Annotated in this window: 19 protein-coding genes; 5 read left to right on the top strand and 14 right to left on the bottom strand. The window is 57.4% G+C overall.

The window, feature by feature from the left end; translation table 11 throughout:
* Nucleotides 1-89 precede the first annotated feature (89 nt).
* From EO133_RS01115 to EO133_RS01080, 9 genes are all read right to left on the bottom strand, one after another.
* Nucleotides 90-482, bottom strand: coding sequence for a HesB/IscA family protein (locus tag EO133_RS01115; protein ID WP_164734827.1), 393 nt, complete (start codon nt 480-482; stop codon nt 90-92).
* Between the two features lie 13 nt (nt 483-495).
* Complete coding sequence (locus tag EO133_RS01110) at nt 496-915, bottom strand: VOC family protein (RefSeq protein ID WP_127070772.1); 420 nt, start codon at nt 913-915, stop codon at nt 496-498.
* Between the two features lie 4 nt (nt 916-919).
* A complete protein-coding gene (locus EO133_RS01105; RefSeq protein ID WP_127070770.1) occupies nt 920-1,315 on the bottom strand; it encodes an SUF system Fe-S cluster assembly protein in 396 nt (131 codons plus the stop codon).
* A 15-nt stretch (nt 1,316-1,330) separates the two neighbouring features.
* On the bottom strand, nt 1,331-2,548 hold the full coding sequence (locus EO133_RS01100; RefSeq protein ID WP_127070768.1) for a cysteine desulfurase: 1,218 nt from the start codon (nt 2,546-2,548) through the stop codon (nt 1,331-1,333).
* On the bottom strand, nt 2,548-3,759 hold the full coding sequence (sufD, locus tag EO133_RS01095) for a Fe-S cluster assembly protein SufD (RefSeq protein WP_127070766.1): 1,212 nt from the start codon (nt 3,757-3,759) through the stop codon (nt 2,548-2,550). Before sufD ends, EO133_RS01100 begins: the two co-directional genes overlap by 1 nt.
* 9 nt (nt 3,760-3,768) lie before the next feature.
* On the bottom strand, nt 3,769-4,521 hold the full coding sequence (gene sufC, locus EO133_RS01090; RefSeq protein ID WP_127070813.1) for a Fe-S cluster assembly ATPase SufC: 753 nt from the start codon (nt 4,519-4,521) through the stop codon (nt 3,769-3,771).
* 67 nt (nt 4,522-4,588) lie between these two features.
* On the bottom strand, nt 4,589-4,759 hold the full coding sequence (locus EO133_RS20090; RefSeq protein WP_164734826.1) for a DUF4175 domain-containing protein: 171 nt from the start codon (nt 4,757-4,759) through the stop codon (nt 4,589-4,591).
* Nucleotides 4,756-6,285: a Fe-S cluster assembly protein SufB gene (sufB, locus tag EO133_RS01085; protein WP_127070764.1), complete on the bottom strand. Its 1,530-nt coding sequence runs from the start codon at nt 6,283-6,285 to the stop codon at nt 4,756-4,758. The genes EO133_RS20090 and sufB overlap by 4 nt, the downstream gene beginning before the upstream one ends.
* Nucleotides 6,286-6,307: 22 nt before the next feature.
* Nucleotides 6,308-7,456 (bottom strand): cysteine desulfurase family protein, encoded by a 1,149-nt coding sequence (locus EO133_RS01080; RefSeq protein WP_164734825.1) that lies wholly within the window; start codon nt 7,454-7,456, stop codon nt 6,308-6,310.
* A 250-nt stretch (nt 7,457-7,706) separates the two neighbouring features.
* On the opposite strand from EO133_RS01080, the gene EO133_RS01075 reads away from it, so the two are divergent.
* Both EO133_RS01075 and tyrS read left to right on the top strand, forming a co-directional pair.
* Nucleotides 7,707-8,369: an alpha/beta hydrolase gene (locus EO133_RS01075; RefSeq protein ID WP_127070761.1), complete on the top strand. Its 663-nt coding sequence runs from the start codon at nt 7,707-7,709 to the stop codon at nt 8,367-8,369.
* Nucleotides 8,370-8,429: 60 nt separating this feature from the next.
* Entirely contained in the window at nt 8,430-9,686 is a 1,257-nt protein-coding gene (gene tyrS, locus EO133_RS01070; RefSeq protein WP_127070759.1) for a tyrosine--tRNA ligase, read from the top strand.
* Between the two features lie 86 nt (nt 9,687-9,772).
* Here the strand turns inward: tyrS and EO133_RS01065 are convergent, their stop codons facing one another.
* Complete coding sequence (locus tag EO133_RS01065) at nt 9,773-13,249, bottom strand: hypothetical protein (protein ID WP_127070757.1); 3,477 nt, start codon at nt 13,247-13,249, stop codon at nt 9,773-9,775.
* Between the two features lie 153 nt (nt 13,250-13,402).
* Here EO133_RS01065 and EO133_RS01060 point away from each other — a divergent pair, with 153 nt between their 5' ends.
* Both EO133_RS01060 and EO133_RS01055 read left to right on the top strand, forming a co-directional pair.
* Entirely contained in the window at nt 13,403-13,864 is a 462-nt protein-coding gene (locus EO133_RS01060) for a peroxiredoxin (RefSeq protein WP_127070756.1), read from the top strand.
* 75 nt (nt 13,865-13,939) lie between these two features.
* Nucleotides 13,940-15,085, top strand: coding sequence for a M23 family metallopeptidase (locus EO133_RS01055; RefSeq protein ID WP_244640864.1), 1,146 nt, complete (start codon nt 13,940-13,942; stop codon nt 15,083-15,085).
* Nucleotides 15,086-15,099: 14 nt separating this feature from the next.
* Here the strand turns inward: EO133_RS01055 and EO133_RS01050 are convergent, their stop codons facing one another.
* From EO133_RS01050 to EO133_RS01035, 4 genes are all read right to left on the bottom strand, one after another.
* The gene (locus EO133_RS01050) at nt 15,100-16,026 is read right to left on the bottom strand and encodes a pirin family protein (RefSeq protein WP_127070755.1); all 927 of its coding nucleotides are present in this window, start codon (nt 16,024-16,026) and stop codon (nt 15,100-15,102) included.
* Nucleotides 16,027-16,192: 166 nt separating this feature from the next.
* Nucleotides 16,193-17,312 (bottom strand): peptide chain release factor 2 gene (gene prfB / locus EO133_RS01045; protein ID WP_127070753.1). Its coding sequence is split into 2 segments (ribosomal slippage): nt 16,193-17,242 and nt 17,244-17,312, totalling 1,119 coding nucleotides; the frame shifts between segments, so codons are not numbered across the junction.
* A gap of 82 nt (nt 17,313-17,394) precedes the next feature.
* Nucleotides 17,395-19,815 carry a penicillin-binding protein 1A gene (locus tag EO133_RS01040; RefSeq protein ID WP_127070752.1) on the bottom strand — a complete coding sequence of 807 codons (2,421 nt, stop codon included), beginning with the start codon at nt 19,813-19,815 and terminating at the stop codon, nt 17,395-17,397.
* 126 nt (nt 19,816-19,941) lie between these two features.
* Nucleotides 19,942-21,246: an N-acetylmuramoyl-L-alanine amidase gene (locus EO133_RS01035; protein ID WP_164734824.1), complete on the bottom strand. Its 1,305-nt coding sequence runs from the start codon at nt 21,244-21,246 to the stop codon at nt 19,942-19,944.
* Nucleotides 21,247-21,785: 539 nt separating this feature from the next.
* Here EO133_RS01035 and EO133_RS01030 point away from each other — a divergent pair.
* On the top strand, nt 21,786-24,425 hold the full coding sequence (locus EO133_RS01030; RefSeq protein WP_127070748.1) for an Rne/Rng family ribonuclease: 2,640 nt from the start codon (nt 21,786-21,788) through the stop codon (nt 24,423-24,425).
* Nucleotides 24,426-24,449: the final 24 nt, after the last annotated feature.

Here is a 24,449-nt window from a genome sequence, read left to right as displayed (position 1 = left end):
CTAGAGCGTGTCCAGCAAAAGCATGCCCTTGGACTTGATCCGAGGATGGAAACGGTTGTTTTGCGGTTCGGACACGCGACCAAACGGCTCTAGGCTGGCGCGTCGGCCGCTGCACGCGCCTTTGCGATTTCAGCAAGGTCGGCGGGTTTAAGCTGCACGCTCTCCCCACAGCCACACGCACCTTCCTGATTGGGGTTGTTGAAGGTGAAGCCGGAGGAAAGCTTGCTTTCTTCAAAATCCATAACCGTGCCGAGCAAAAACAGCGTCGCTTTCGGTTCGACCCAGATATCCACGCCCTTGTCGCTGACATGGTCATCGCCCGCGATGGCCTCAGTCACATAGTCCAGCGTATAGGTCATGCCTGCGCAGCCGGCGTTTCTCACACCGACGCGAACGCCGATGACAGGCTCATCGCTGTCTTCGATGATCTCGCGAATCCGCTCTGCGGCAGCATCGGATATCGACATGATCTTCATGGACATAGGGTCAACCACTTCAATAATTCGGCCATAGGCCGGGGGTTATGAGCTCGACAAGCAGCCCATCCGGATCACGGAAATAAAGGCTTTGCCCACCCTGGGGCCAATCGAGCAGACTTTCAATCTCTATATTTAGGGACTCAAGATGGTCTTTCCAGTCCCCGACCGCATCCCGCGGCACACCGAATGCGAGATGCTGCGGTCCGCTGCCATCATGGGGTGGTATGAAGCCGTCGCCGACCCGAACCGGTTCCAGCGTCCCGCCACGTCTGAAAAGAATCAGGACCTGACCTGGCCCAACTTCGAGCACGCCGATGCGGTCGCCTTGGCCGATCGTAGCAAATCCGAACACATCGGCGTAAAAAGCGCTGCTGCGCGCCACATCCGAAACGTAAAGACACGTTTCGACCAGCCCATCGAGCGGCGGCCGGCCCAAGAGCCTACCACCAGTTCAGCGCGACTTGCGCTTCTTCGCTCATCCGGTCCGGTCCCCAGGGAGGATCGAAAACCATCGTTACCTCGACATCCTGAATGCCTTCGACCGACCGTGCGGCATTTTCCACCCAGCCTGGCATTTCGCCAGCTACAGGGCAACCCGGCGCGGTCAAAGTCATGTCGATCGACAGCTTGCGATCATCGTCCAGATCGACCTTGTAGATAAGCCCAAGCTCATAGATGTCGACCGGGATTTCCGGATCGTAAACGGTCTTGAACGCTGCAATGAGGTCAGTGGTGATACGCTCGACCTCCTCGGGAGGCAGAGCGCCGCCGGTCGCCGAGACGATGGAGTCTGTCTTGGCTTCAACCTCGGTATCTGCGGATGCGTTCTCAATCATAGTGTTCTAACTCACTTAAAAAAAGCTGCGCGCCTTCTCGATGGCTTCGACCAGCGCATCAACGTCGTCCTTGCCATTATATAGGGCAAAAGACGCACGACATGTAGAGGTGGCGCCAAATCTTTGCAGTAGCGGCATTGCGCAGTGGGTGCCCGCCCTCACAGCGATACCGTAGCGGTCCAGCAGGGTCGAAACGTCATGGGCATGGGCATTGTCCAGCGTGAATGAGAAAATGCCACCCTTGCCTCGCGCATTACCGATTATCTTGAGCGAATTGATGCGGGAAAGCTGCTCTTGCGCATAAGCCGCTACCTCCTGCTCATGCGCCTCGATGTTATCCCGCCCAATCGCTTCAACATAGTCAATCGCAGCACCGAGCCCGATTGCCTGTACAATCGGCGGCGTGCCGGCCTCGAACCGATGTGGAGGTTCGTTGTAGGTCACCATATCTATGGTCACCTCCTCGATCATCTCTCCGCCGCCCATATAAGGTTCCATTTCGGCAAGCAGATCGTACTTGCCGTAAAGGACGCCGATTCCGGTGGGGCCGTAGAGCTTATGGCCGGTAAAGACGTAAAAGTCCGCACCGATGTCCTGCACATCCACCTTGGTGTGTACCGCACCTTGGCTGCCGTCGATCAGGACGGGGATGCCCCGGGCATGAGCAATCTCGACGAGTTGTTTTACCGGCGTGATCGTTCCGAGCACGTTGGACATATGAGTTATCGCAACCATCCGAGTGCGATCCGAGAGGCTCTCGGCAAAGGCATCGAGATCGAATTCGCCCTCATCGGTCACATCAACCCACTTGATCACCGCACCCTTGCGCTCGCGATGGAAATGCCAGGGTACGATGTTGGAATGATGCTCCATCATCGAAATGACGATTTCATCGCCTTCGCCCACCCGCGGCCCGGCAAAGGAATGCGCAACCAGATTGATCGCCTCGGTCGCCGAACGGGTAAAGATGATCTCCTCGACCCGCGCTGCATTGAGAAACGCACGCACTTTTTCGCGCGCACCTTCAAAAGCCTCGGTCGCCCGGTTGGCCAGTGTATGCAGACCCCGATGCACATTGGCATATTCGTGCCGGAAGGCATGGTCCATCCGATCCAGCACCTGCACCGGCTTTTGCGCCGATGCTCCGCTGTCGAGATAGACCAGTCGCCGTCCGTGAATTTCTTCCTTCAGGATCGGGAAGTCTGCACGAACGGCATCGAGATCAATGCTCATCAAACGTCCTTTGACAGCCAGCGTTCAACGATGTCGGTCAGAACTTCCGACACGCTTTCGTTTTCAACTGCATCGACGATTTCGGCAAGGAAGGCGCGGATCAGCATGACTTCGGCGTCAGCCCTCGGAATGCCCCTGCTCATCAGATAAAACAGCGAAGTTTCATCCAGATCGCCACAAGTCGCGCCGTGTCCGCAAACCACGTCGTCGGCATAGATGACAAGTTCCGGCTTGGCGAGAATTTCGGCTTCGTCCGACAGCATCAGGCCTTGGGTCATCATCTTCGCATCGGTCTTTTGCGCGTCTTTGACCACCGTGATCTTGCCTTGGAACACGCCCTTGCCGCGACCACGTACGATTTGCTTGTAAAGCTCGGTCGATGTGGTGTTTGGCACCGCATGGGAAATATCGAGCGTGATATCCCGATGCTCGTCCGTGTCGGCCACATTAAGGCCAAGGAAGTCGCTATGGGCACCTTCACCGACGAAATCGGCAAACACTTGCGCACGCGCCAGCGCCGCACCGGCATTGATCATTACGGATTTCAACTTGGCATTCGCTTCAATCCGGTATTCCAGATTGGAAAACTGGCGTGCCTGCAGCGCTGACATATCCACAACGATATGGGTGACTTCCGCGCCTTCACCCAGCGATACATGCGTCGCCAGATTGCCCAGATGCGCGGCATCACTACCCGAAACCGTTTCAATAATGGTAGCCTTTGCGCCTGCAGCCACTGCGATCCTGGTGCGGCTCAGCACGTGGGCGGCAGCACCCTCGAAGCGGTGATCGACATGGATAACCGGGTCGACATCGCCAGTCAGGTCAAGGCCCAGAGCCTGCTTGCCCAGCGCACCATTGAGCGAAACGATCAGATCGTCGCGCGACGCCATGACCGGCCCCTCGACCGTGCCGACAGCAATACCCGCGGGGGCAGTGCCCGAGTTTTGCACAATGCCATTGGCAACGACGATGCGATAAGCGCCAGCGATATCTGTAGCGGGAGCGCCACCGGCCTGCGCCGCGCTCGCAAGCGGGGGCACGTCGTTCAGCAGCATCTTGAGGTCTGTATAGTGATAGGATTCGACACGCCTTGTAGGCAGACCCTTGTCGCGCACCAGCGTTGCCAGACCCTCCGCACCAACACTGTCGAGTTGACTGGCGAGACTTTCCTCAGCGGCACTAAGCCGGATAGGAGCTTGAATATTCATTGTCTTGCCTCAGGCAGCGGTTTCAGCGTCAAAATCGGCATAGCCCTTGGCTTCGAGTTCGAGCGCCAATTCCTTGCCGCCCGTCTCGACCACGCGGCCATCGGAAAATACATGCACGACGTCCGGCACAATGTGGTTCAGCAGGCGTTGATAGTGGGTAATCACGAGCATTGTGCGATCCGGGCCGCGCAGCTTGTTCACGCCTTCGGAAACAACCTTCAGCGCATCGATGTCCAGCCCGGAATCGGTTTCATCGAGAATACAAAGCTGCGGCGCAAGCAATGCCATCTGAAGGATTTCTGCGCGCTTCTTTTCGCCACCGGAAAATCCGACATTGAGCGGTCGCTTGAGCATATCTTGCTTGACCTCGAGAAGACTTGCAGCTTCCTTGACGGCCTTCATGAACTCTGGTGTCGAAAGTTCGCCTTCGCCACGCGACTTGCGCTGGGCGTTCATGGCAGCCTTCAAAAACGTCATCGTGGCCACACCAGGAATTTCGATCGGATACTGAAAAGCAAGAAACACACCGGCGGCAGCGCGCTCATCGGGTTCCATTTCCAGCAGGTCTTCACCATTAAACAGGATTTCGCCGTCGGTGATTTCGTAATCGTCCTTGCCAGCAAGCACATAGGAAAGCGTGGACTTGCCAGAGCCGTTCCGGCCCATCACCGCATGCACTTCGCCGCGATTAAGCGTCAGATTTACGCCCTTCAGGATTTCCTGATCCTCAACGCGAACGTGAAGGTTTTTGATTTCAAGCATCGGTGTGCTCATTATTAAAACTCCAGATTTCTATTCTGCGCCGGTTCGTCACTTTCGAGAACGCGCATCAGGTCCAATTCAAAATCAATGCGTAAAGAACTGTCGCAATCACGGCCAAAACGCCCGCCCTGCGCCATTCGGGATCTTTCCGGCGCCAATAGGCCACCCCCGCGCTCGCCGCGAACACAATGATCGCGAAGACGATGAGAACAGGCCAATTGATCGTAAATCCGGTCATCCAACGCTCCCTTCTAGGGAGATGCCAATCAGCTTCTGGGTTTCCACCATGAATTCCATCGGCAGATGCTGAAGCACGTCACGAACAAAGCCGTTGACGATCAGTGCAACCGCTTCCTCTTCGCTAAGACCGCGCTGCAGGCAATAAAACATCTGATCGTCGGAGATCTTCGATGTCGTGGCCTCATGCTCGAAAACCGCGCTCGAATTGCGGCTTTCGATATAGGGCACTGTATGGGCGCCACAGGTGTCACCGATCAGAAGGCTGTCGCACTGGGTAAAATTGCGAGCATTGGTTGCCTTGCGATGGCACGAAACCTGGCCGCGATAGGTATTGTCCGAGAACCCGGCCGCAATACCTTTGGAAATGATACGCGAAGACGTATTCTTGCCCAGGTGGATCATCTTGGTGCCGCTGTCGACTTGCTGATGACCGTTGGAAATTGCGATCGAATAGAACTCCCCACGCGAACCGTCGCCGCGCAGAATGCAGCTCGGATATTTCCACGTTATCGCCGAACCGGTTTCCACCTGCGTCCAGGAAATCTTGGAGTTCTTGCCGCGGCAATCGCCGCGCTTGGTGACGAAATTGTAGATGCCGCCCTTGCCGTTCTTATCGCCCGGATACCAGTTCTGCACCGTCGAATATTTGATCTCCGCATCATCGAGCGCCACCAGTTCCACAACGGCGGCATGAAGCTGGTTTTCGTCGCGCATTGGCGCCGTACAGCCTTCGAGATAGCTCACATAGGAGCCTTCTTCAGCGATGATCAAAGTGCGCTCGAACTGACCTGTATTCCGTTCGTTGATACGGAAGTAAGTCGAAAGCTCCATCGGGCAGCGCACGCCCTTGGGGATGTAAACAAACGAACCATCAGTAAAGACAGCCGAATTGAGCGTCGCATAATAATTGTCGGTCACGGGCACGACCGAACCGAGATACTTCTGCACGAGCTCGGGATATTCGCGCACAGCCTCCGAAATCGAGCAGAAGATGATGCCTGACTTCGCCAGTTCTTTACGGAACGTGGTGACAACCGAGACGGAGTCGAAAACCGCATCGACGGCAACATTGCCAGAAAACGGCGTGGCTTCGCCATTTCCGTCTTCCTGAACGCCTGCGAGAATTTTCTGCTCGGAAAGCGGAATACCGAGCTTTTCATAAGTCCGCAGCAGTTCCGGATCGACTTCATCGAGGCTCTTGGGGCCGGATGAACCCTTGGGCGCTGCGTAATAGTGCTGATCCTGGAAATCGATTTTGGGATATTTGACGCGCGCCCAGGTCGGCTCAATCATGGTCTGCCAGCGCCGGAAGGCTTCCAGCCGCCAATCGAGCATCCATTGAGGCTCTTCCTTTTTGGCCGAAATAAACCGGATTGTATCCTCGTCCAGCCCTTTGGGCGCCATGTCGGATTCAATATCAGTCTCAAAGCCGTATTTATACTTGTCCACATCCAGCGCGAGAACCTGATCGACGGTTTCCCTGTCGATGTTCTCTTTTAGGGTTGGGATGCCATAATCGGACATAAAATTCTCCTGATCGTTCCGCTTAAGCAGCCGCACCGCTCTTGGCGCGATGCCGGCTCAAAACCTTTTCAAATGCTTCGAGAAACAGTTCGACATCCTTTGCCGTCGAACTCCATCCAAAGCTGACCCGCAGGCCACATTCACTTAATTCGGGCGTAACGCCCATTGCCGCGAGCACATGGCTCTTGCCCACCTTGCCTGATGAGCAGGCAGACCCTGAAGAAAGAGCAATTCCGGCAAGATCGAGCGCCATCATCGAAACCGTGTTCTTGATCCCCGGAACCGCAAAATTCACGCAATTGCCAATCCGTTCGGCACCTTCGCCAAAAATCACGACCTCGGAATCCATGCCCTTTAGTCCCGTCTCAAGGGTCTCGCCCAGTACCGCCACACCTGCGCGCTCATATGACGCTGGATAGGCTTCACAGGCCTTGCCGAATCCGGCGATCAACGCGACGGGTTCTGTCCCACCACGCCTGCCCTGTTCCTGCCCGCCTCCGGGCACAAGCCGAACATTGTCGCAATGGCTCTTGACCAACAACGCTCCAATGCCTGCTGGTGCCCCGATCTTGTGGCCCGACACAGCTATCATATCGGTAGCCGAGGCAGCAAAATCCAGTGTCAGTTTGCCAAAAGCCTGCACCGCATCGATCACAAGGAGATGGCGACTTGGCCCGACCAGCGCTTCTATCCTGCCGCGCGGCTGGATGACGCCGGTTTCATTATTCACCCATGCAAAAGACACCAACAGTGTTTCGCCGCTTCCATCAGCAGCTTCCAGTGTGCTCGCCAGCGTCTCAATATCGATCGACCCCGCTGAATCGACAGGCAGCATGGTCACAGGCAATCCGGTCGCCTCGGCAGCCTTGCTCGTCGCTGTGTGATCGGTCGCACAGTAAACGATGCGATCCACATTGAATGCCTTGGCGCCGCCGACAATTGCCTGCGTCAGCGCCTCTGTTGCCGAGCCGGTGAAAACGACCTGCTTGGCTTCAGCCCCGGCCAGTTCAGCAACCGCATCGCGCGCATCGTCAACGATCTTGCGCAACGCGCGGCCCGAACCGTGGACGGAAGAAGGATTCCCCGGCAGATCGAGGGCTGCAATCACCGCGTCGCGCGCTTCGGCAAGAAGCGGCGCAGAGGCGTTGTGATCGAGATATGCAGCAACCATATTAGTCATCGATCCGGTGGCGTTGGCGCACGCGGGCGTGGCTCGCAACAAACAATCCTTGAAATTCGACTCGCACCTTAAGTAAAAGGAGCGCTCACAACCGGCCGGAGATCCAGCCAACACCGCGTTTGGAATTATTCTAAACTGGCATTTAGGTCAGTTTTAGAAAGCCCCGGCGCATTCGTCAAGCCGGACCCCATCCATTGCATGGCTGCCATGCGTCAAATTAAAAACGATAAGGTTAAAGTAAATGCCTGAAGTGATTTTCAATGGCCCGGAAGGCCGCATCGAAGGTCGGTACCAGCCAGGCAAGGAGCCGAACGCACCCGTCGCGATCATCCTGCACCCGCATCCCCAGTTTGGCGGGACGATGAACAACCAGATCGTCTATAATCTCTTTTATATGTTCGTTGAGCGGGGCTTTGCTGTTCTGCGCTTCAATTCGCGCGGTGTTGGCCGCTCGCAGGGCCTGTTCGATCACGGCGTAGGTGAGCTTTCAGACGCTGCGGCGGCCCTCGACTGGCTGCAGGCGCTCAATCGCGAAAGCCGTGGTTGCTGGATTGCCGGATTTTCCTTCGGCGCATGGATCGGCATGCAGCTCTTGATGCGCCGCCCGGAAGTTGAGGGATTCATTTCGGTTTCACCGCCGGAAAACCTTTACGATTTCTCGTTCCTCGCCCCCTGCCCGTCTTCGGGCCTGATCATCCATGGCGACAAGGATCGAGTGGCACCGCCCGAAGCGGTCCAAAAACTCGTGGATAAACTCAAAACCCAAAAAGGCATCACAATCGAGCAGCAAATCGTTGAAGGCGCCAACCACTTCTATGAGAACAAAGTGGATGAACTGATCGAAGCGTGCGGCGAATATCTCGACCGTCGCCGGGCCGAGATCGCTGCCGGCGGCGGACGATAACCAGCGGTCGCACACCGGCCCTTCGGGGTCAGCACTTACTCATTGCGAAATGCCAGGACAATGACCCAGTTCAAATCCGACTTTCTCCGCACGCTCGATGAGCGCGGTTTCATCCATCAGATTTCCGATGCCGAAGGCCTCGACAAGAAATTCGCCACCGAAGTCGTGACCGGTTACATCGGTTACGACCCCACAGCCGCAAGCCTGCATGTCGGCCATCTCATGCAGATCATGATGCTGCACTGGTTGCAAAAGACCGGCCATCGCCCCATCGCGCTGATGGGCGGCGGCACCGGCATGATCGGCGATCCATCGTTCAAGGACGAAGCGCGCAAGCTGCTCACGGTCGACGACCTTGCCGCCAACATCGAAGGCATCAAGCAGAAGTTCAAAAACTTTCTCGATTTCGATAGCGGCGAACCTAACGCCGCTATCATGGCCAACAACGCCGATTGGCTTCTGGGGCTCTCCTATGTCGAGTTCCTGCGCGATGTCGGGCGTCATTTCTCGGTCAACCGCATGCTCAGCTTCGATTCGGTGAAGCTGAGGCTGGACCGCGAGCAGTCGCTAAGTTTCCTCGAATTCAACTACATGATCCTCCAGGCCTACGATTTTGTTGAACTCAACAAGCGTCATGGCTGCGTCCTGCAGATGGGCGGGTCCGATCAGTGGGGCAACATCGTCAATGGGCTCGATCTTGGGCACCGGATGCTCGGCACCCAGTTCTATGCCCTGACCTCGCCGCTGCTGACCACGGCATCGGGCCAGAAAATGGGCAAGACCGCAAACGGCGCGGTCTGGCTCAATGACGATGCTTTGTCGGTCTATGACTTCTGGCAATACTGGCGCAACACCGAGGATGCTGACGTTGAACGCTTCCTCAAGCTGTTCACCACGCTACCGCTCGACGAAATCGCGCGCGTTGTCGGTGGCGATGCGACCGATATCAACGAAGCCAAGAAGATACTTGCAACCGAAGTGACGGCAATGGTCCATGGCCGTCAAGCCGCTCAAGACGCGGCCTCAACCGCTGTTGCTGTCTTTGAAGCCGGGCAACTCGATCTTTCCCTGCCCACCATCCAGATCGGCTGGAATGCGCTCGAAGGCGGCCTCGGCATCCTCGCAGCAACAGTGACGGCGGGCCTTGCCTCATCGAACGGCGAAGCCCGGCGGCACATTCAGGCAGGCGCGCTCAAGGTCAATGACAATGCCGTCTCCGATGAAAAGCTCGCTCTGACAAAAGAGAGCGTCCTGTCCGAAGGCGTTATCAAACTCTCGATCGGCAAGAAGCGGCACGTATTGCTCAAGCCCGTCTGATAACGACATCGTCCCGGCAATAAGCAGCCGCCACATCAATCCGGTGTGGCGGTTTTTTCTTTGAGCATGTGCATCAAGACTGAGCTCTACCCATCCTGCCGCGCGGCGCGATATTCAAACAGCGAGCGGAACATGCCGGGCGCCAGAATGGATGCCGGATTGATCAGAATGTCCGGCTCGTTCAGTGGACCGCGTATGGCAAAAGTAACCCCGATCAGCCCTTCGCCTTGTCGGCCGCCAAAAATCGGACCAAACAAGGGAATCTGCTGGAAAATATTGTTCAGCCCGAATAGCGGAACATATGTTCCTGCCAGATCATATCGGCCCTGCCCGGTCAGAATGTTCCCGCGCAACGTCCCGCCAACGCTGTCGCCGTTGATCATGGCCTCGGTCACTTCGATCCGATCCGCACGCCGGATGAACTGCGCACGGCCATAATCGAAGTTCAGTGAATTGCCACGCGCGATCAACTGACGCGATTCCGAATGCGCGCCTACGATCTGGGCCACATTTGCTTCATCTACGATGGCGAAGTTCCGAATGACAAATACACCAGCCTCGGCTTGGGCTGCCGTATCCTGCTGAATAACAAGCGTACCCTCACCTCCAACAAGGCGCGGATAAATGCCCGTAAACCGAAGCAAGGCTCCGATGTCATTGCTTGCATAGGTCATGACCCTGCCGCCCGGAACGACGTTTGTTGTCGCCGAGGCCCGGCTGTCCCCACCGAGCTGCGTGGTCAGACTTACATTTCTGATTTCATCGCCCCGCACGGAAAGCTCAAGCCCCAGATCGATCGCCACTGTGCCATAATAACCGATAGCCCGTTGAAGCTGCACACTCACGTCAAAGCGTTGGTTCTGAAGATCCTGGCTCGCGCCAGCCCCATCTGTGCCATTGAGGTCGAAAAAGCGTCGCAACATCGGTTTCACGTCCAGTTGCCGCCCCCGCACAGAGAGCGCAAATCCGCCGTCCACGGGCGTCATCGCAACCTGGGCATCGTCACCTGGACTGATCCGGAAAGTCGAAAAATCAGCGGATTTCAGAACGCCGTCCAGGCCCAGCGCAAGATCGCCCCGCAATCTCACGTCCCCAAATCCCATATCGATCTCCGATATGGCGACGTCACCGTCCTCGAAACCCACGATCCCGTTAAGTGCGCCAGCTACGCCACGAGCCTTGCTCACGCCAATATCGGTGAGCGCCAATGTGGCGTCAGTCAGATTGGCCGAAAAGCCAAACCGCCCGTCCTCACGGGGGCTGGCGATCACGCGCACTTGCCCGGTCATGTATTCGGAAACGTCGATCCCGAAAGCCGCTGCATCGGCTGCACTTAGTGTCGCTGCGACCCGGATATCGGGCGCGTTGCCGCGCGTTTGACTTGCCTGAACATCAATTGGGACGTTTTCGACCTGCCCACTGCCATTGACCTGAAAACCCTCTTGCGAGGCGGTAAATGCCAGCCTGACATCCTCGAACGAATAGCCTTCGATAGGATTGCGGCTACGCGCACCGCTGACCGAACCGTTCAGGGCATAGTCAGCGTTCACGATCTCGCCGGCTTCATCCATAATCAGCGTTGCAATGACAGTTGTTGCGACATTGCCTTCGACCTGAGAGGCGATTTCATTGATGTCATAGCCGACTTCGATCTCGCGGAGCAGATTGAGCGGTTCTCCGTTGGCCATGGCCACGATGGCGTTCACGCTACCGCTAATGTCGCCAGACAGTTCAAGCACCTGCTCTGCGGCTGCGGTGTTCTGATTGAGAAATGCCGCATTGGTAATTTCGATATTGCCAGCAGGTCCCAGAACGACCGCGTGCTCGAAAGCCAACGTCAACCGGTTGTCGCGCACCGAGACGCGCGCTGCGCCGTCAATCTCGAAATGCGGCAGGCCCTCAAAGGCCTGCAACTGCACATCATCGCCAACAATGTCGATGGTAAGGCCGCCTTCAGGGATCGGTTCGCCTGTTCCTTCCATATCGATTGTGCCGACCGGAAAGTTTACATGGATATCGGCTGAATGAACCTTTCCGTCCCTTACATAGTCAACGAACCAGTCGCGCGCCTCCGGCGAGAACAGATACGGCCAAAGGCGCTTCAGATCGTCCGCACTCGCCCCCCGGCCGCTCAACCGCAGGTCGACGCCGACCCCTTCACGCACGGCATCTATGCGGCCGTTGACGACGAGGCTCGCCATATCGCGGGCCGCAACCAACCGGTCTATACCAATTGCTCCGTAAAGCGGAGCCGACCAGCCTTCAAAACTGACAAACTCAAAGGGCTCTTCGGGCGCCTCCATATCGTCGGGATGCAGGTTCACATCGATTGCCCTGATAGACATGCCGACGGTAGGGCCGAATTGCCGGTCGAACCCAAGCACAAGATCGCCCGAAACCTGGGCTGCACTCTGGCCAACCGCCAAGTCCACCTCAACGAACTGATAGCGTGCCTCATGCGGATACCATATCAGATCGAACGGGCTCGTCGTTACCTCGAAGGCGTCATTGTTAAGCCGCAGATGCGTACCGGTAAGATCGAGGCCGAAAACGCCCCGCTCGACCACGCCAGTGTGCGCGTCAAAGCTCACCTCAAGGTCAAGCGCGCCAGCCCCACGCAGCGCCACCACGCCATCGGGATCATCGAGAAACGGTATGATCGTGGCAAAGTCGATCTCGTCCACATTGGCTTCGATACGCGCGACGCCACCGACCTCCGAGCGGATAAGGGTGCCATGCGTTACCCGCCCGGCAATCCCGGCTTCAAAAAGCGCGCTGACGCGGCCCTCCGCGCGCCCGGCTCGCACTTCCACCGACAGGCTGTCCAGTTCTTTGTAAAGTCCGTACACCGTGTCGAGGATGCCAACAGAGCCGTCTCGAATGACGATGCGAGACAATTGCCCGCTCATCGCCTGAGCGGCAATTTCCGAAAGCGATTGATTCATTGCCTCCAGGTTGTAGATCAGCCAGTCGTTATCCGAACGCAGTCCACCAGGCGTGCCGTTACGCTCCTGTCCCGCCAGTTGCAGGCCATCCTGGCGAATACGTACTGTCGGCGCGATGTAATTTCCCTCACTGATCTGCGCCGTTATTTCACCCGTATCTGCATCTTCGACCAGCGCATAGCGGGAAAAACGAGGACCAAACAGATCTTGCACCATTTGGAAATGCGGTTCGACAAGCGTAATACGAACTTCCGGCTGACCGTAAAGCAGGCCCAACGGCGAAATGCCGATTTCGAGTGCCGACATGCGTATGGACGCATCGGTTTCAGCATCCAGAAGCTCGACCGATGCAAGCCGCACTACGGGGTTGAACGGCCCATCAAGCGCAACGCCGAAATCGCCCCAGTCGACATGGAAACCATCGTCGATCAGGCTGGTTACCATGCCTTGCGCCCGATCAGAGAGAAAATTGAGCGGGACCGGTCCAATCAACAGCCGTGCGTAAATCAGCACCAGAACCAAAACCAGCGCGATAACAACCACACTGAAGACGCGGGCCAGCGTTCGGGCACGGCTCCGCCGTCCCGGAATCTGCTCCGAACTCTCGATGTTGCTCACTGTTGGCTGCGGGCTCAGATCAGTTCATCTCGGCATGCTCAAGGAATCGGCTATAGCCATACGTTCCATGCCCAATTTTGGCGGCTGGAATAAGGCACCGCATGACCGGACAGGCGTGACGACTCACAACATTATAGTGCGAGAACATAAAAAATGACGAAACTCATACCCGGCACCCCCGCACCGGATTTTGAATTGCCAACAGATAGTGGCGCTCCGTTCAAACTGTCCGATCACAAGGGCAAATCCGTTCTTCTCTATTTCTATCCGCAGGCCGACACACCGGCCTGCACAAATCAAAATCTTGACTTCACACGCCTCGCTGAAGATTTTGAACGTGCGAACACCATTTTGGTCGGAATCTCACCCGATTCGGTGGAAAAGCTGGCGAAATTCCGCGCAAAATATGACCTTTCGCCAATTCTGATTGCCGATCCAGATCGCGTTGCAATCGAAGCCTATGGCGCTTGGGGCGAGAAAAAGAACTACGGAAAAACATATACCGGCCTTATCCGGACGACCGTTCTTGTCGATGCCGAAGGCAATATTGCGCAGGTTTGGCCCAACATCCGCGCCAAAGGCCACGCAGACCGTATCATTACCGCCGTTGGCTAGACACCCGTTAGGTCTTTACTAACCATAGGGCGCCATAGTTGCCCTCGGACAGCACACGCGTATCCGGGGGCGATTTTGCGTTCAGGACCAGCAAACCAACAATTTGGCGCGCGCCAAAAGCAACGTCCGTCCAAGGGCACGGCGCGTGGCTATGCCGTGCTTTATTGCACATGTGCATTGCTGCTCTTTTGTAATATTGCGATGGGTCTGGCGCTCTATCTGGCGCCCGAAATCAATGCGCTTTTCAAGCAGGACAATTCCGCTCTGCTTGCAGCCTATGAGCAGCGCATCGTGCAACTTCGTCTTGAAGTGGACCGCCTGCACTCACGCCAATATGCGCAGATGGGCGACCTGAATTTGCAAATGCACGAGCTTGTTCAGCAGCAGGAAGTCCTGGCCGAACAGCACGAATATGTGCGCGCGCTCTCCCAGATGGCCCGCGAAATGGGCATCGCCATGGGACAGTCCGGCGACAGCGATCATTCGACAGACCTCGTGACCGGTCGCCTGACCCCTCTGCCGGAAATCAAAAATGCGCCCGATTTGGCACGCGCGCTCATCACGATGCAGGAAGAAACGCGGCAAGCGCTGGTTGCGCTCTCGGATGCCGCAACGCTTTCCACCAACGAAATCGTATCGGGTCTGCAAACAGTCGGCCTCGCGCCCGACCTTGCCGCAAAAACAGGTATTGGCGGCCCGTTTGTGCCGCCGCGAAGCAACAACGAGCTGTCCATCATCGATGAAGCAAACGCCGTGGCGCAGGCGCTGTCACAGTTTCAGTCGGCCCAGGAAGCCCTTGCCGCCGCGCCAATCCGGCGCCCGGTCCCATCCCACATTACAGTGAGTTCCAATTTCGGCAACCGCACCGACCCGTTTCTCAAGCGCACCGCATTTCATGCCGGAATCGATTTCCGCGCACCGAGCGGAACACCCATTCGCGCGGCTGCCGCTGGCGAAGTTGTTTTCGCCGGCAACAACGGCGGCTACGGCAAGATGGTGGATATCGATCATGGCAACGGCATCGTGACCCGCTACGCCCACCTCAACGCAATCGCGGTACATGTTGGACAGAAAGTTGCTGCGAGACAGCAGCTTGGCCTATCCGGCTCAACCGGACGTTCAACTGGCCCTCACCTGCATTTTGAAGTTCGCCGCAACGACAACGCCATCGATCCCAGTCGCTTTCTTGCAGCCGGACGTGCTCTTACGCAATTTCTTTAGCATCATGGCTGGAGCTAGAACGACTTCTCCGGCAATGGAATGAAGTCAGTTTCGTCGGGAACTGCGCCAAAACGGGCCATTTTCCAGTCTTCCTTGGCCTGCTCAATTCGCTCCTGACTGGATGACACAAAATTCCACCAGATATAGCGCGGCCCCTCGAGCGCGGTGCCGCCCAGAAACATCATGCGCGAGGGCTTCGTTGCCTTCACGCTTATCGGATCGCCAGGCCGGAAAACCAGCAGCCGGGGGCCCTCGAACATATCACCTGCGATTTCCACCTCGCCTTCAACAAGATAGATCGCCCGCTCCTCATAGTCGTTATCGAGTGGCGCACTCATGCCTGCGCCAAGCGTAACCTCCACATAGAACCAGTCCGAGACCGTCGAGACGCTTGATGATTTGCCAAAGGCCTTGCCGGCAATGATCCGGGCCCGAACGCCATTATCGGTTACAATTGGCAGGTCCCGCGATGAAAAGTGCTGAAAGCCCGGATCGATTTCTTCCCTGTCTTTGGGCAGCGCTATCCAGCTTTGCAGCCCCAGCATTTTCTGCCCGGCCGCGCGCTCGATTTCCGGGGTCCGTTCCGAATGGGTAATGCCGCGCCCCGCGGTCATCAGGTTCATAGCGCCCGGAACAATCTCCTGCACATTGCCCTCGCTGTCGCGATGCATGATCTTGCCATCGAAAAGATAGGTGACTGTCGCCAGTCCGATATGGGGATGCGGTTTGACGTCCATCCCCTGTCCGGGGATGAATTGCACCGGCCCGAAATGATCGAAAAAGATGAAGGGGCCAACCATCTGGCGCTTGCCATGAGGCAAGGCCCGCCGAACGGCAAACCCGTCCCCCAGATCGCGGGTCCGTGGTACCACTACCAATTCGAGTGCGTCACAGCTTTGCTTATCGCCAAGGATCGGGTCGTGATGCGGCAGCCAGGTCATGATTGTGTCTCCATTCGTTAGAGTGCTTCCAAAATATGTGGGAACCACTTATTCGGTTTGGAAGCGCGACAAGGCTAAGACTTGAGAAGCCGCTGTTCTGATTCAATCGAAACAGGAAGGCTTTAGCCCCGAATGTAAGCCCAATCACCGGCTACCGCTATATCCCCTACTCATCCTCACCGAGAGTTGCACCAACCCTTTGGGCCAGCGATGCTTCCATGAAAGGATCGAGCGCGCCGTCAAGTACATCGGAAGGCGCAGTGCTTTCAACGCCGGTCCGCAAGTCCTTGACCATCTGGTAGGGCTGCAAGACATAAGAGCGGATCTGGTGACCCCAGCCAATTTCGGTCTTTGAGGCTGCTTCCGCATTGGCCGCTTCTTCGCGCTTTTGCAGTTCGAGTTCATAGAGCCGGGCGCGCAACATGTCCCAGGCTTGCGCACGGTTCTTGTGCTGACTGCGTTCGTTCTGGCACTGCACGACGATGCCGGTTGGAATATGCGTGATGCGGACAGCCGAGTCAGTGGTGTTGACGTGCTGACCGCCCGCTCCAGACGCCCTATAGGTATCGATACGGCAATCGGATTCATTGACTTCGATATCGATTGAGTCGTCGATTACCGGATAGACCCATACGCTCGAAAAGCTCGTATGCCGCCGCGCCTGACTGTCATAGGGTGAAATCCGGACAAGACGATGCACGCCGCTCTCGGTCTTGAGCCAGCCATAAGCGTTATGGCCCTTGACCTGAATCGTGGCGGACTTGATTCCGGCTTCTTCACCGGATTGATACTCAACCGTTTCCACCTTGAACCCGCGCCGCTCTGCCCAGCGCGTGTACATGCGAAACAGCATCTGCGCCCAGTCCTGGCTTTCGGTTCCACCGGCTCCCGAATGGACTTCGACATAGCAGTCGTTGCCATCCGCTTCCCCTGAAAGCAGGGTTTCGACGCGCATACGCGCCGCGTGAGCGGCCAGAGTTTCAAGCGCAGCAACGGCCTCCGCCACAACCTCACTATCGCCCTCGGCCTCGCCAAGCTCGATCAATTCGAGATTGTCGCTAATACCCGTTTCAAGCTCACGCACGGAATTGATCGCGCTTTCGAGCGACTGGCGCTCACGCATCACCTTCTGTGCTTCTTCGGGATCGTTCCACAGGTCGCCCGATTCGGAGCGGGCGTTGAGTTCGTCTAGACGTCTTTGAGCTGTATCCCAGTCAAAGATGCCTCCTCAGCAGGCTTAGGGCCTGCTGGATTTGATCCACGGTCTTTTGAACGTCTGCACGCATTTTTTGTCGTCCAATACTTGTTTTCGCGTGAGGTCTAGCCAGAAAGGGCTAGGCAATCAACCGGTTCGCGACATTAAATGGATCAGAACAACCCGCTGCGTCCCGTTTCAAAGCGCGAGGTGTGCGGCCCACGCTCAGGGTTTACAAATGCGTCCGCACCAATCCCCATCATCGAAGACCAGCTATTTGCGCCTGTACCCGGCTTGAAAAACTCCTGAATGCCTGAGCTGCCTGCCGTTGCGGCCACGCCGGTTTGCAAATCCACCCATTCGGCAACCATGCCGGGGGGACGGGTAAAGGGTGTCGGTGGTGCGCCCTCCAGGGCCGCGGCGACGAAATCGGCAAAGATCGGCGCCGCCAATTCACCGCCGGTATTGCCCCGGCCCATATTGCGCGGCGTGTCATAACCGACATAAACGCCAACCGCCAGTTCCGGCGTGAAACCTACGAACCAGGCGTCTTTGTAATCGTTCGTTGTACCGGTCTTGCCTGCCACAGGGCGATTGACGCGCCGCACGGCCGTGCCCGTTCCGCGCTGCACCACGCCTTCCATCATCGATGTTATTTGATATGCGGTCATGCCATCGATGATCTGAGGGCGGTTATCTATGATTGTCGGCGCACCTTGCCCGCGCCATTCCGATTGTGCGCACCCCTCGCATATGCGCTCGTCGTGACGATAGATCGTAGCGCCATACCGATCCTGAATGCGGTCAATCAGCGTGGGCGTGATCTTGCGCCCGCCATTGGCAATCGTCGCATAGGCAGCGGTCATGCGCATCACGGTCGTCTCCCCTGCCCCCAGCGACATGGAAAGCACTGGCATCATGTTGTCGTAAACGCCAAAAGCCCGCGCATATTCGGCGATCATGGGCATTCCGAGATCGCGCGCCAGCCGCACGGTCATCACGTTGCGGGAAAGCTCAATCCCACGACGCAATGTTTGCGGTCCGTAAAATTGCCCGGCGTAATTTTCTGGCCTCCAGACAGAGCCGTCGGTATTGCGCATTTCAAGGGGGGCGTCCAGCACCACCGACGCGGGCGTATAGCCGTTCGCCAAGGCAGCCGCATAAACCAGTGGCTTGAACGATGAGCCCGGTTGCCGCATGGCCTGCGTTGCACGATTGAACTGGGATTCGGCAAAGGAAAACCCGCCGACCATTGCCAGAACACGCCCTGTTCGGGGGTCCATGGCAACAATAGCGCCCTCAATTTCAGGGACTTGCCGCAGCGTATATATGCCGTCCTTTCCGGGCACCGGCTCAACGTAAACCACATCGCCAACATCCATGATCTGGCCGAGCGGCTGACGAACCCAGGATACTTCGGAGCCTGGTAGTTCTCCAGTGATGCGCGCGGTAGTCACGCGCCCGTCCACATCGATAGCAGGTCTCAGTCCGATGCGGGCGAGGTTGTTTTCCATTTCCAGCACGACAGCCAACTGCCATTCGGGCACGTCCCGGAGAGGACGGATGGCGGCCAGCGATGTCCCCCAATCCTCCTCAAGTTCAATCGTCGCGACCACACCGCGAAATCCGCGCGCCTGATCGAAACGGATCAACCCGTTCATCAGCGCCCGCCGCGCGTGTTCCTGCATTTGCCGGTCAAGCGTCGTCCGCACCGACATGCCGCCGCCATAGAGTTGCTCCTCACCGTAAAGACCTGCGAGCTGGCGCCTCACTTCCTCTGTGAAATACTCTGCAGAATAAAGCTGCGAGCCGCCGATGCGCGGCACGACGTTCAGATTCTCGTTTTGCGCGTCCCCGGCCACGTCAGCGGTAATGAAACCGTTCTCCAGCATCCGGTCGAGCACCCAATTGCGCCGCTCGATGGCCGCCTCGGGACGCCGGAACGGGTGATAGAGCGCCGGACCGCGCGGCAGAGCGGCGAGATAGGCCGCCTCTGCGTATGTCAGTTCGTAAAGTGCTTTGTCGAAATAGTTGAGCGCCGCCGCCGCAACGCCATAGGAATTGAAGCCCAAGAAGATCTGGTTGAGATAAAGTTCGAGAATCCTGTCCTTGGAAAACGTATTCTCTAGGCGGATGGCAAGCAGGGCTTCCTGCAGCTTGCGCTCCATGGTCTGGTCGGCGGTTAGAAAGAAATTCTTGGCCACCTGCTGGGTGATAGTCGAGGCCCCGGCCAGATTACCACCGCGCCCTTCGATGAGTTGCATCACGTTATCGCGGGCTGCGCGAACGACTGCCGCCACATCGATCCCGAAATGGTTGTAAAAGTCCTTATCCTCGGCCGACAGAAACGCATGAATAACATGCGGCGGCATGGTTTCGACCGGTTGGAACAGGCGCCGCTCACGAGCGAACTCCGCCAGCAACACACCATCGTCGGCGTGAACGCGAGTCGTGACCGGCGGCTGATAGTCCCGGAGCACCGTATAATCGGGCAGATCGGCACTGAGCATCCAAATGAAATACGCTGCCCCGCAAATGGCGGCTATCCCGAAAAAGGCGCCAAGTCCAAAGAGCCAGCTCAGCAATCGAAACATCAATTAAGTCCTGACCTAGACCGCAACCACCGTGCGGCACCCTCCGTCGAATCTAAAAGTACCAGACCGGGGCGAAAATGTGGATGATTCCCAGAAATTTACGCGAACACAGCTCGGTGAACGACGCTAGCGCTCGTCGCTTTCAAGAAAGCCCTGTTCCTCGAAATAGACCGCGACCCCGCGCGCGAGTGCCGCGGCCACCCTATCGAGCCAGGCGTCAGTGGTAAGGTTTGCAGTATCGTCGCTGTTGGAGAGAAAGCCCAATTCGATCAGAACTGAAGGCACGTCGGGTGAGTTGAGCACAACAAAGTCCGCCTGCCGTTGCGGAAAAGGCCGCAACTGGATCGAGGGTTCAAGCTGCTCGACAAGCGCCTTGGCAGCCAGAAACGATTTGCGCCGCGTTTCCCGGCTCAAAAGATCAACGAGTACGTCAACGACTGCTGGCTCGTCGGGAGGACTGAAACCAGCGATCAGATCGACTCTGTTCTCATTTTCCGCCAGCGCGCGGTCAAGCGCGTCCGTTGCAAGGTCACCCCGCGTATAAACGCTTGCGCCCCGGACATCCTGCTGATCGAAAGAGTCAGCATGCAACGAAATGAATAGATCCGCCTGATTGGCCCGCGCCAGAGAAACACGCTCGTCGAGCCTTAGAAACACATCAGTGTCCCGCGTCAGCGCCACATCGAAACGGCCGGTTTCCACCAACAGCCTTTGCAGTTTCAAACCGAACGCCAGCACAATGTTTTTTTCTTCCAGTCCGGAAGCCGATCGCGCACCGCTATCCACCCCGCCATGGCCGGGGTCGATGACGACCAGCGGCCTTGTTGTCGTGTCGGCGGTCGCCGTCTCGCCCGGCGCCATTTCCTGGCCGTCCAGTTGTGGCAGGGAATCAGGCTGTGCCGCCGCCGCTTCGCTGGCTTCACCCGGCAACGTCCTTGCGTTGGCAGCGAAATTCGCAGCGCTATCGGGAATCAGATCGATCACCAGGCGCGCCGGCTGGTCCTCGAATGGTTCGAGCACGTATGATTGCTGAATCTGCGCCGGAGCTGCCAGAACCATTTCGGCACGCACGCGCCCCACAACGCTGGGCGCCAGACTGTAGCTGGACACCATGCCCTCACCAGCCAAGGCACCGAATTCGTCTGCATCGGGATCGAGTTCGCCGCGCAATTCTACAATCACCCGGTCAGGCCCGGTTACTGTGAATGCACCAAATTCAGTCGGCATGGAAAGATCGATCACCAGTCGCCCACGCTCCTGGGTCGTCGTTACTCGTGCATCGAGCACCACAGGAACGGCGTCGGAACCATCCGCGGGTTCCACGCTGTCGCTTTCCTGCGCTGACGGGGCGAGCACCAAGGCCAGAACGACAACGAACCCAACAAGCAATACGCCAAAAATTGACGCCAACCGCGTCCGGATCATCGCCATAGACCACTCCATTTCGCGCGCACCATAAGTGATTCTCCGGCAAATTTCGGGCAATCTGACATCAAACCTCCATAAGTGCAGCCCAACACCCTGTCAGCCCTTGTTAAAAGACTTTCCTATTGCCAACCTTGAGGAACACCCGTAAGGACAATAGGGTGATGTTATGCCGTCTGCGGCGAAGGCAGAAACCAAGCGGAAGCAATGCTTCGGACCATGTTACTGCCCAGTACGCGCGACAAATACGGAAAAGCATACACATTACAAGGACTTTCGGCTGCCCCAGGCAGCCGGCAGGTGGTGTAACCGGAATTTCACCGGTCACCTTCAAGGACGAGGTCGGATGGGTTTGACGCTGGCACAAGGCACGACGATTACGAGCGTATGCCGCAGCCTGCTGCCCAATTTCACGCTGACCCCTGCCCTGCACACAGCAAACGCCCTGAGCGTTATCACACACATGATATTCGCCTCGCATGGCGCCCGCGTCCAGTCCATGGCATGGACCACGCCTGGCGCGCGAGCGCGTGGAGTTTTACTTTATGGCCACAAAAAGAATGCTGGTGGATGCCACCCACCCGGAAGAAACACGGATTGTCGTTACAAGCGGTAACAGACTAGAGGAATTCGACTTTGAATCCGCCGAACGGCGGCAATTGAGGGGCAATATCTATCTCGCGAAAGTTACGCGGGTAGAACCGTCCCTGCAGGCCGCCTTTGTCGAATATGGCGGCAACCGTCACGGCTTTCTCGCCTTCTCGGAAATCCATCCTGACTACTACCAGATCCCGGTCGCCGACCGCGAAGCGCTTATGCGCGCCGAGGAAGAAGAACTCGAAGAAGCCGATCCTATCGACGTCAATGGCGACGACAACGGCGATGAGTCCGATGCCGAAACGGACGAAATGGCCTCTGCCGATGACAATGGCGACGATGGTGAAAATGGCGGTAAGAAGGTAGAGCAGCTTGGCGAAGGCGATGCGCTCGAAGACCTTCAGGAGCGCCCGCGCCGCAATCAGCGCAAATACAAGATTCAGGAAGTCATCAAGCGCCGTCAGGTTCTGCTTGTGCAGGTCGTGAAGGAAGAACGTGGCAACAAGGGCGCGGCTCTGACCACGTATCTCTCCCTCGCCGGACGCTATTCCGTCCTGATGCCAAACACGGCGCGTGGCGGCGGCATCTCACGCAAGATCACGAGTGCAGCGGATCGCAAGCGTCTCAAGGAAATCGCGTCGGAGCTCGAAGTGCCGCAAGGTATGGGCGTTATTTTGCGTACCGCTGGTGCCAGCCGTACCAAGGCCGAGGTCAAGCGCGACTTTGAGTACCTGATGCGCCTTTGGGAAAATGTGCGCACGTTGACCCTGGAATCCTCTGCGCCCTGCCTTGTTTACGAGGAAGGCAGCCTGATCAAGCGAACCATTCGCGACCTCTACAACAAGGACATCACCGAAGTTCTTGTTGCCGGCGATGCAGCCTATCGCGAAGCGAAAGATTTCATGCGCATGATAATGCCCAGCCATTCCAAGAATGTGCAGGGGTATAAAGACGATGCGCCAATTTTCTCGCGTTATAATGTAGAGTCGCAGCTCGACTCCATGTTCCATCCGCAAGTCACCCTTCCGTCGGGCGGCTATATCGTGATCAACCCGACCGAAGCGCTCGTTTCCATCGACGTCAACTCGGGCCGGGCGACCAAGGAACATAATATCGAGGATACCGCCCTCCAGACCAACCTGGAAGCGGCCGAGGAAATCGCGCGGCAATTGCGCTTGCGTGACCTTGCGGGCCTTATTGTGATCGACTTCATCGATATGGAGGAAAAGCGCAACAATCGCGCTGTCGAGCGCAAGCTCAAGGATTGCCTCAAGAACGATCGCGCCCGCATTCAGGTTGGTCACATCTCCCATTTTGGGCTGATGGAAATGAGCCGCCAGCGCATCCGCTTCGGTGTTCTCGAAAGCTCGACGCACACCTGCCCCACCTGTGCGGGCACCGGCCTTGTGCGCTCGGTTTCATCGCTCGCCCTGATGATCATGCGCGCTATTGAAGACCATGTTCTGCGCAAGCCCGGCGTCTCGATCAACGTCAACATGCCGACTGACGTTGCGCTTTATATCCTCAATACCAAGCGCGATATTCTGATCGGTCTCGAAGCCAAATACGGCCTGACAATCACCATTTCATCTGCTGGAAATCTCGTTGGCAGCCAGTTCAACATCGAACGTGGTGAGGCCCGCGCCATGGCGCCCGACGTCAAGGCCGCTCATATTCGCGCCGACTCCGCATCAATCGACGATTACGACGAGCCCGAAGTCGCAGAAGTCGTGGAAGAAGAAGAGGAAGAGCGCGAAACCGCAAAGAGCGAAGAAGGCTCGAGCCGCGGCAAGCGTCGTCGCCGTCGTCGTCGCGGTGGCAGCGGCAATGGCGTCAGCGAACAACAGGCCGTTGCAGACCCAGAGGCGGAGAAATCCGAAGAGACAGCCGAGACTGAGAGCGTCGAGGCAGAATCGACCGATGACGACGATCAGCCGAAAAAGCGCCGCCGCCGCGGTCGCCGTGGCGGTCGCCGCAACAAGCGTGGCGCCGAAGGCGCAGACGAGCAGAACGACGTTAGTGACGCCGATGCGATGGGCGCTGTTGAAGATCGGGAAATGGCAAAGCCTTCCGAAAACGTCATGCCTTCTGCCGATGCAGCGCCCGAAGCTGCTACGCAACCGCGCATCTCTGGGGAAGGCGCTGAACACGCTGTCGCTGATGCCGAGGAAAAGCCCAAGCGCGCCCGCCGTCCGCGCAAATCCGCCAAAGCCAAGGCTGCTGAAGCCGAAGCCGGTACTGATGCCGTAGCGCAGGAAAGCGTCGAGGCAGCAAGCACCGACACAGAGAAGGCTGAAGAAGCTGAAAAGCCAGCCAAGAAACCGCGCGCGCCGCGCAAGCGGGCGACAAAGGCCAAGGCCGAGCCTGAAGCAGAAAGCGTGGCTGAAACCGCGAGTGCCGATCAACCCCCGGCGGCCGAACCGGCACCCGAGCCGCAACCGGAACCGGTGCAAGAGGCCGAAAAGCCCTCACGGCCAAAGCGTGAATTGCCTGCTGATGAAATCGTTGTCTCTTCATCCTCGACTGACGAGGAAGGCGAGACCAAACCCAAAAAGGGCTGGTGGCAACGCCGGCTTGGTCTGGGCTGATTGGAGTTCCAGGGGCGGCCTTCG

The organism is Pelagibacterium lentulum (genome assembly GCF_003992625.1).
Classification (GTDB): Bacteria; Pseudomonadota; Alphaproteobacteria; order Rhizobiales; family Devosiaceae; genus Pelagibacterium; species Pelagibacterium lentulum.
The sequence above is the reverse complement of the archived record's forward strand: the minus strand, read 5'-3'. Positions and strand labels throughout refer to the sequence as shown.

Bases quoted from the DNA above. Each gene is read 5' to 3' on its own strand.
- EO133_RS01035 (WP_164734824.1), bottom strand. From the start codon at position 21,246: ATGGCGATGATCCGGACGCGGTTGGCGTCAATTTTTGGCGTATTGCTT.
- EO133_RS01105 (WP_127070770.1), bottom strand. From the start codon at position 1,315: ATGATTGAGAACGCATCCGCAGATACCGAGGTTGAAGCCAAGACAGAC.
- sufD (WP_127070766.1), bottom strand. From the start codon at position 3,759: ATGAATATTCAAGCTCCTATCCGGCTTAGTGCCGCTGAGGAAAGTCTC.
- EO133_RS01060 (WP_127070756.1), top strand. From the start codon at position 13,403: ATGACGAAACTCATACCCGGCACCCCCGCACCGGATTTTGAATTGCCA.
- EO133_RS01050 (WP_127070755.1), bottom strand. From the start codon at position 16,026: ATGACCTGGCTGCCGCATCACGACCCGATCCTTGGCGATAAGCAAAGC.
- EO133_RS20090 (WP_164734826.1), bottom strand. From the start codon at position 4,759: ATGACCGGATTTACGATCAATTGGCCTGTTCTCATCGTCTTCGCGATC.
- sufC (WP_127070813.1), bottom strand. From the start codon at position 4,521: ATGCTTGAAATCAAAAACCTTCACGTTCGCGTTGAGGATCAGGAAATC.
- sufB (WP_127070764.1), bottom strand. From the start codon at position 6,285: ATGTCCGATTATGGCATCCCAACCCTAAAAGAGAACATCGACAGGGAA.
- EO133_RS01080 (WP_164734825.1), bottom strand. From the start codon at position 7,456: ATGGTTGCTGCATATCTCGATCACAACGCCTCTGCGCCGCTTCTTGCC.
- EO133_RS01075 (WP_127070761.1), top strand. From the start codon at position 7,707: ATGCCTGAAGTGATTTTCAATGGCCCGGAAGGCCGCATCGAAGGTCGG.
- EO133_RS01115 (WP_164734827.1), bottom strand. From the start codon at position 482: ATGTCCATGAAGATCATGTCGATATCCGATGCTGCCGCAGAGCGGATT.
- EO133_RS01100 (WP_127070768.1), bottom strand. From the start codon at position 2,548: ATGAGCATTGATCTCGATGCCGTTCGTGCAGACTTCCCGATCCTGAAG.
- EO133_RS01030 (WP_127070748.1), top strand. From the start codon at position 21,786: ATGGCCACAAAAAGAATGCTGGTGGATGCCACCCACCCGGAAGAAACA.
- EO133_RS01040 (WP_127070752.1), bottom strand. From the start codon at position 19,815: ATGTTTCGATTGCTGAGCTGGCTCTTTGGACTTGGCGCCTTTTTCGGG.
- tyrS (WP_127070759.1), top strand. From the start codon at position 8,430: ATGACCCAGTTCAAATCCGACTTTCTCCGCACGCTCGATGAGCGCGGT.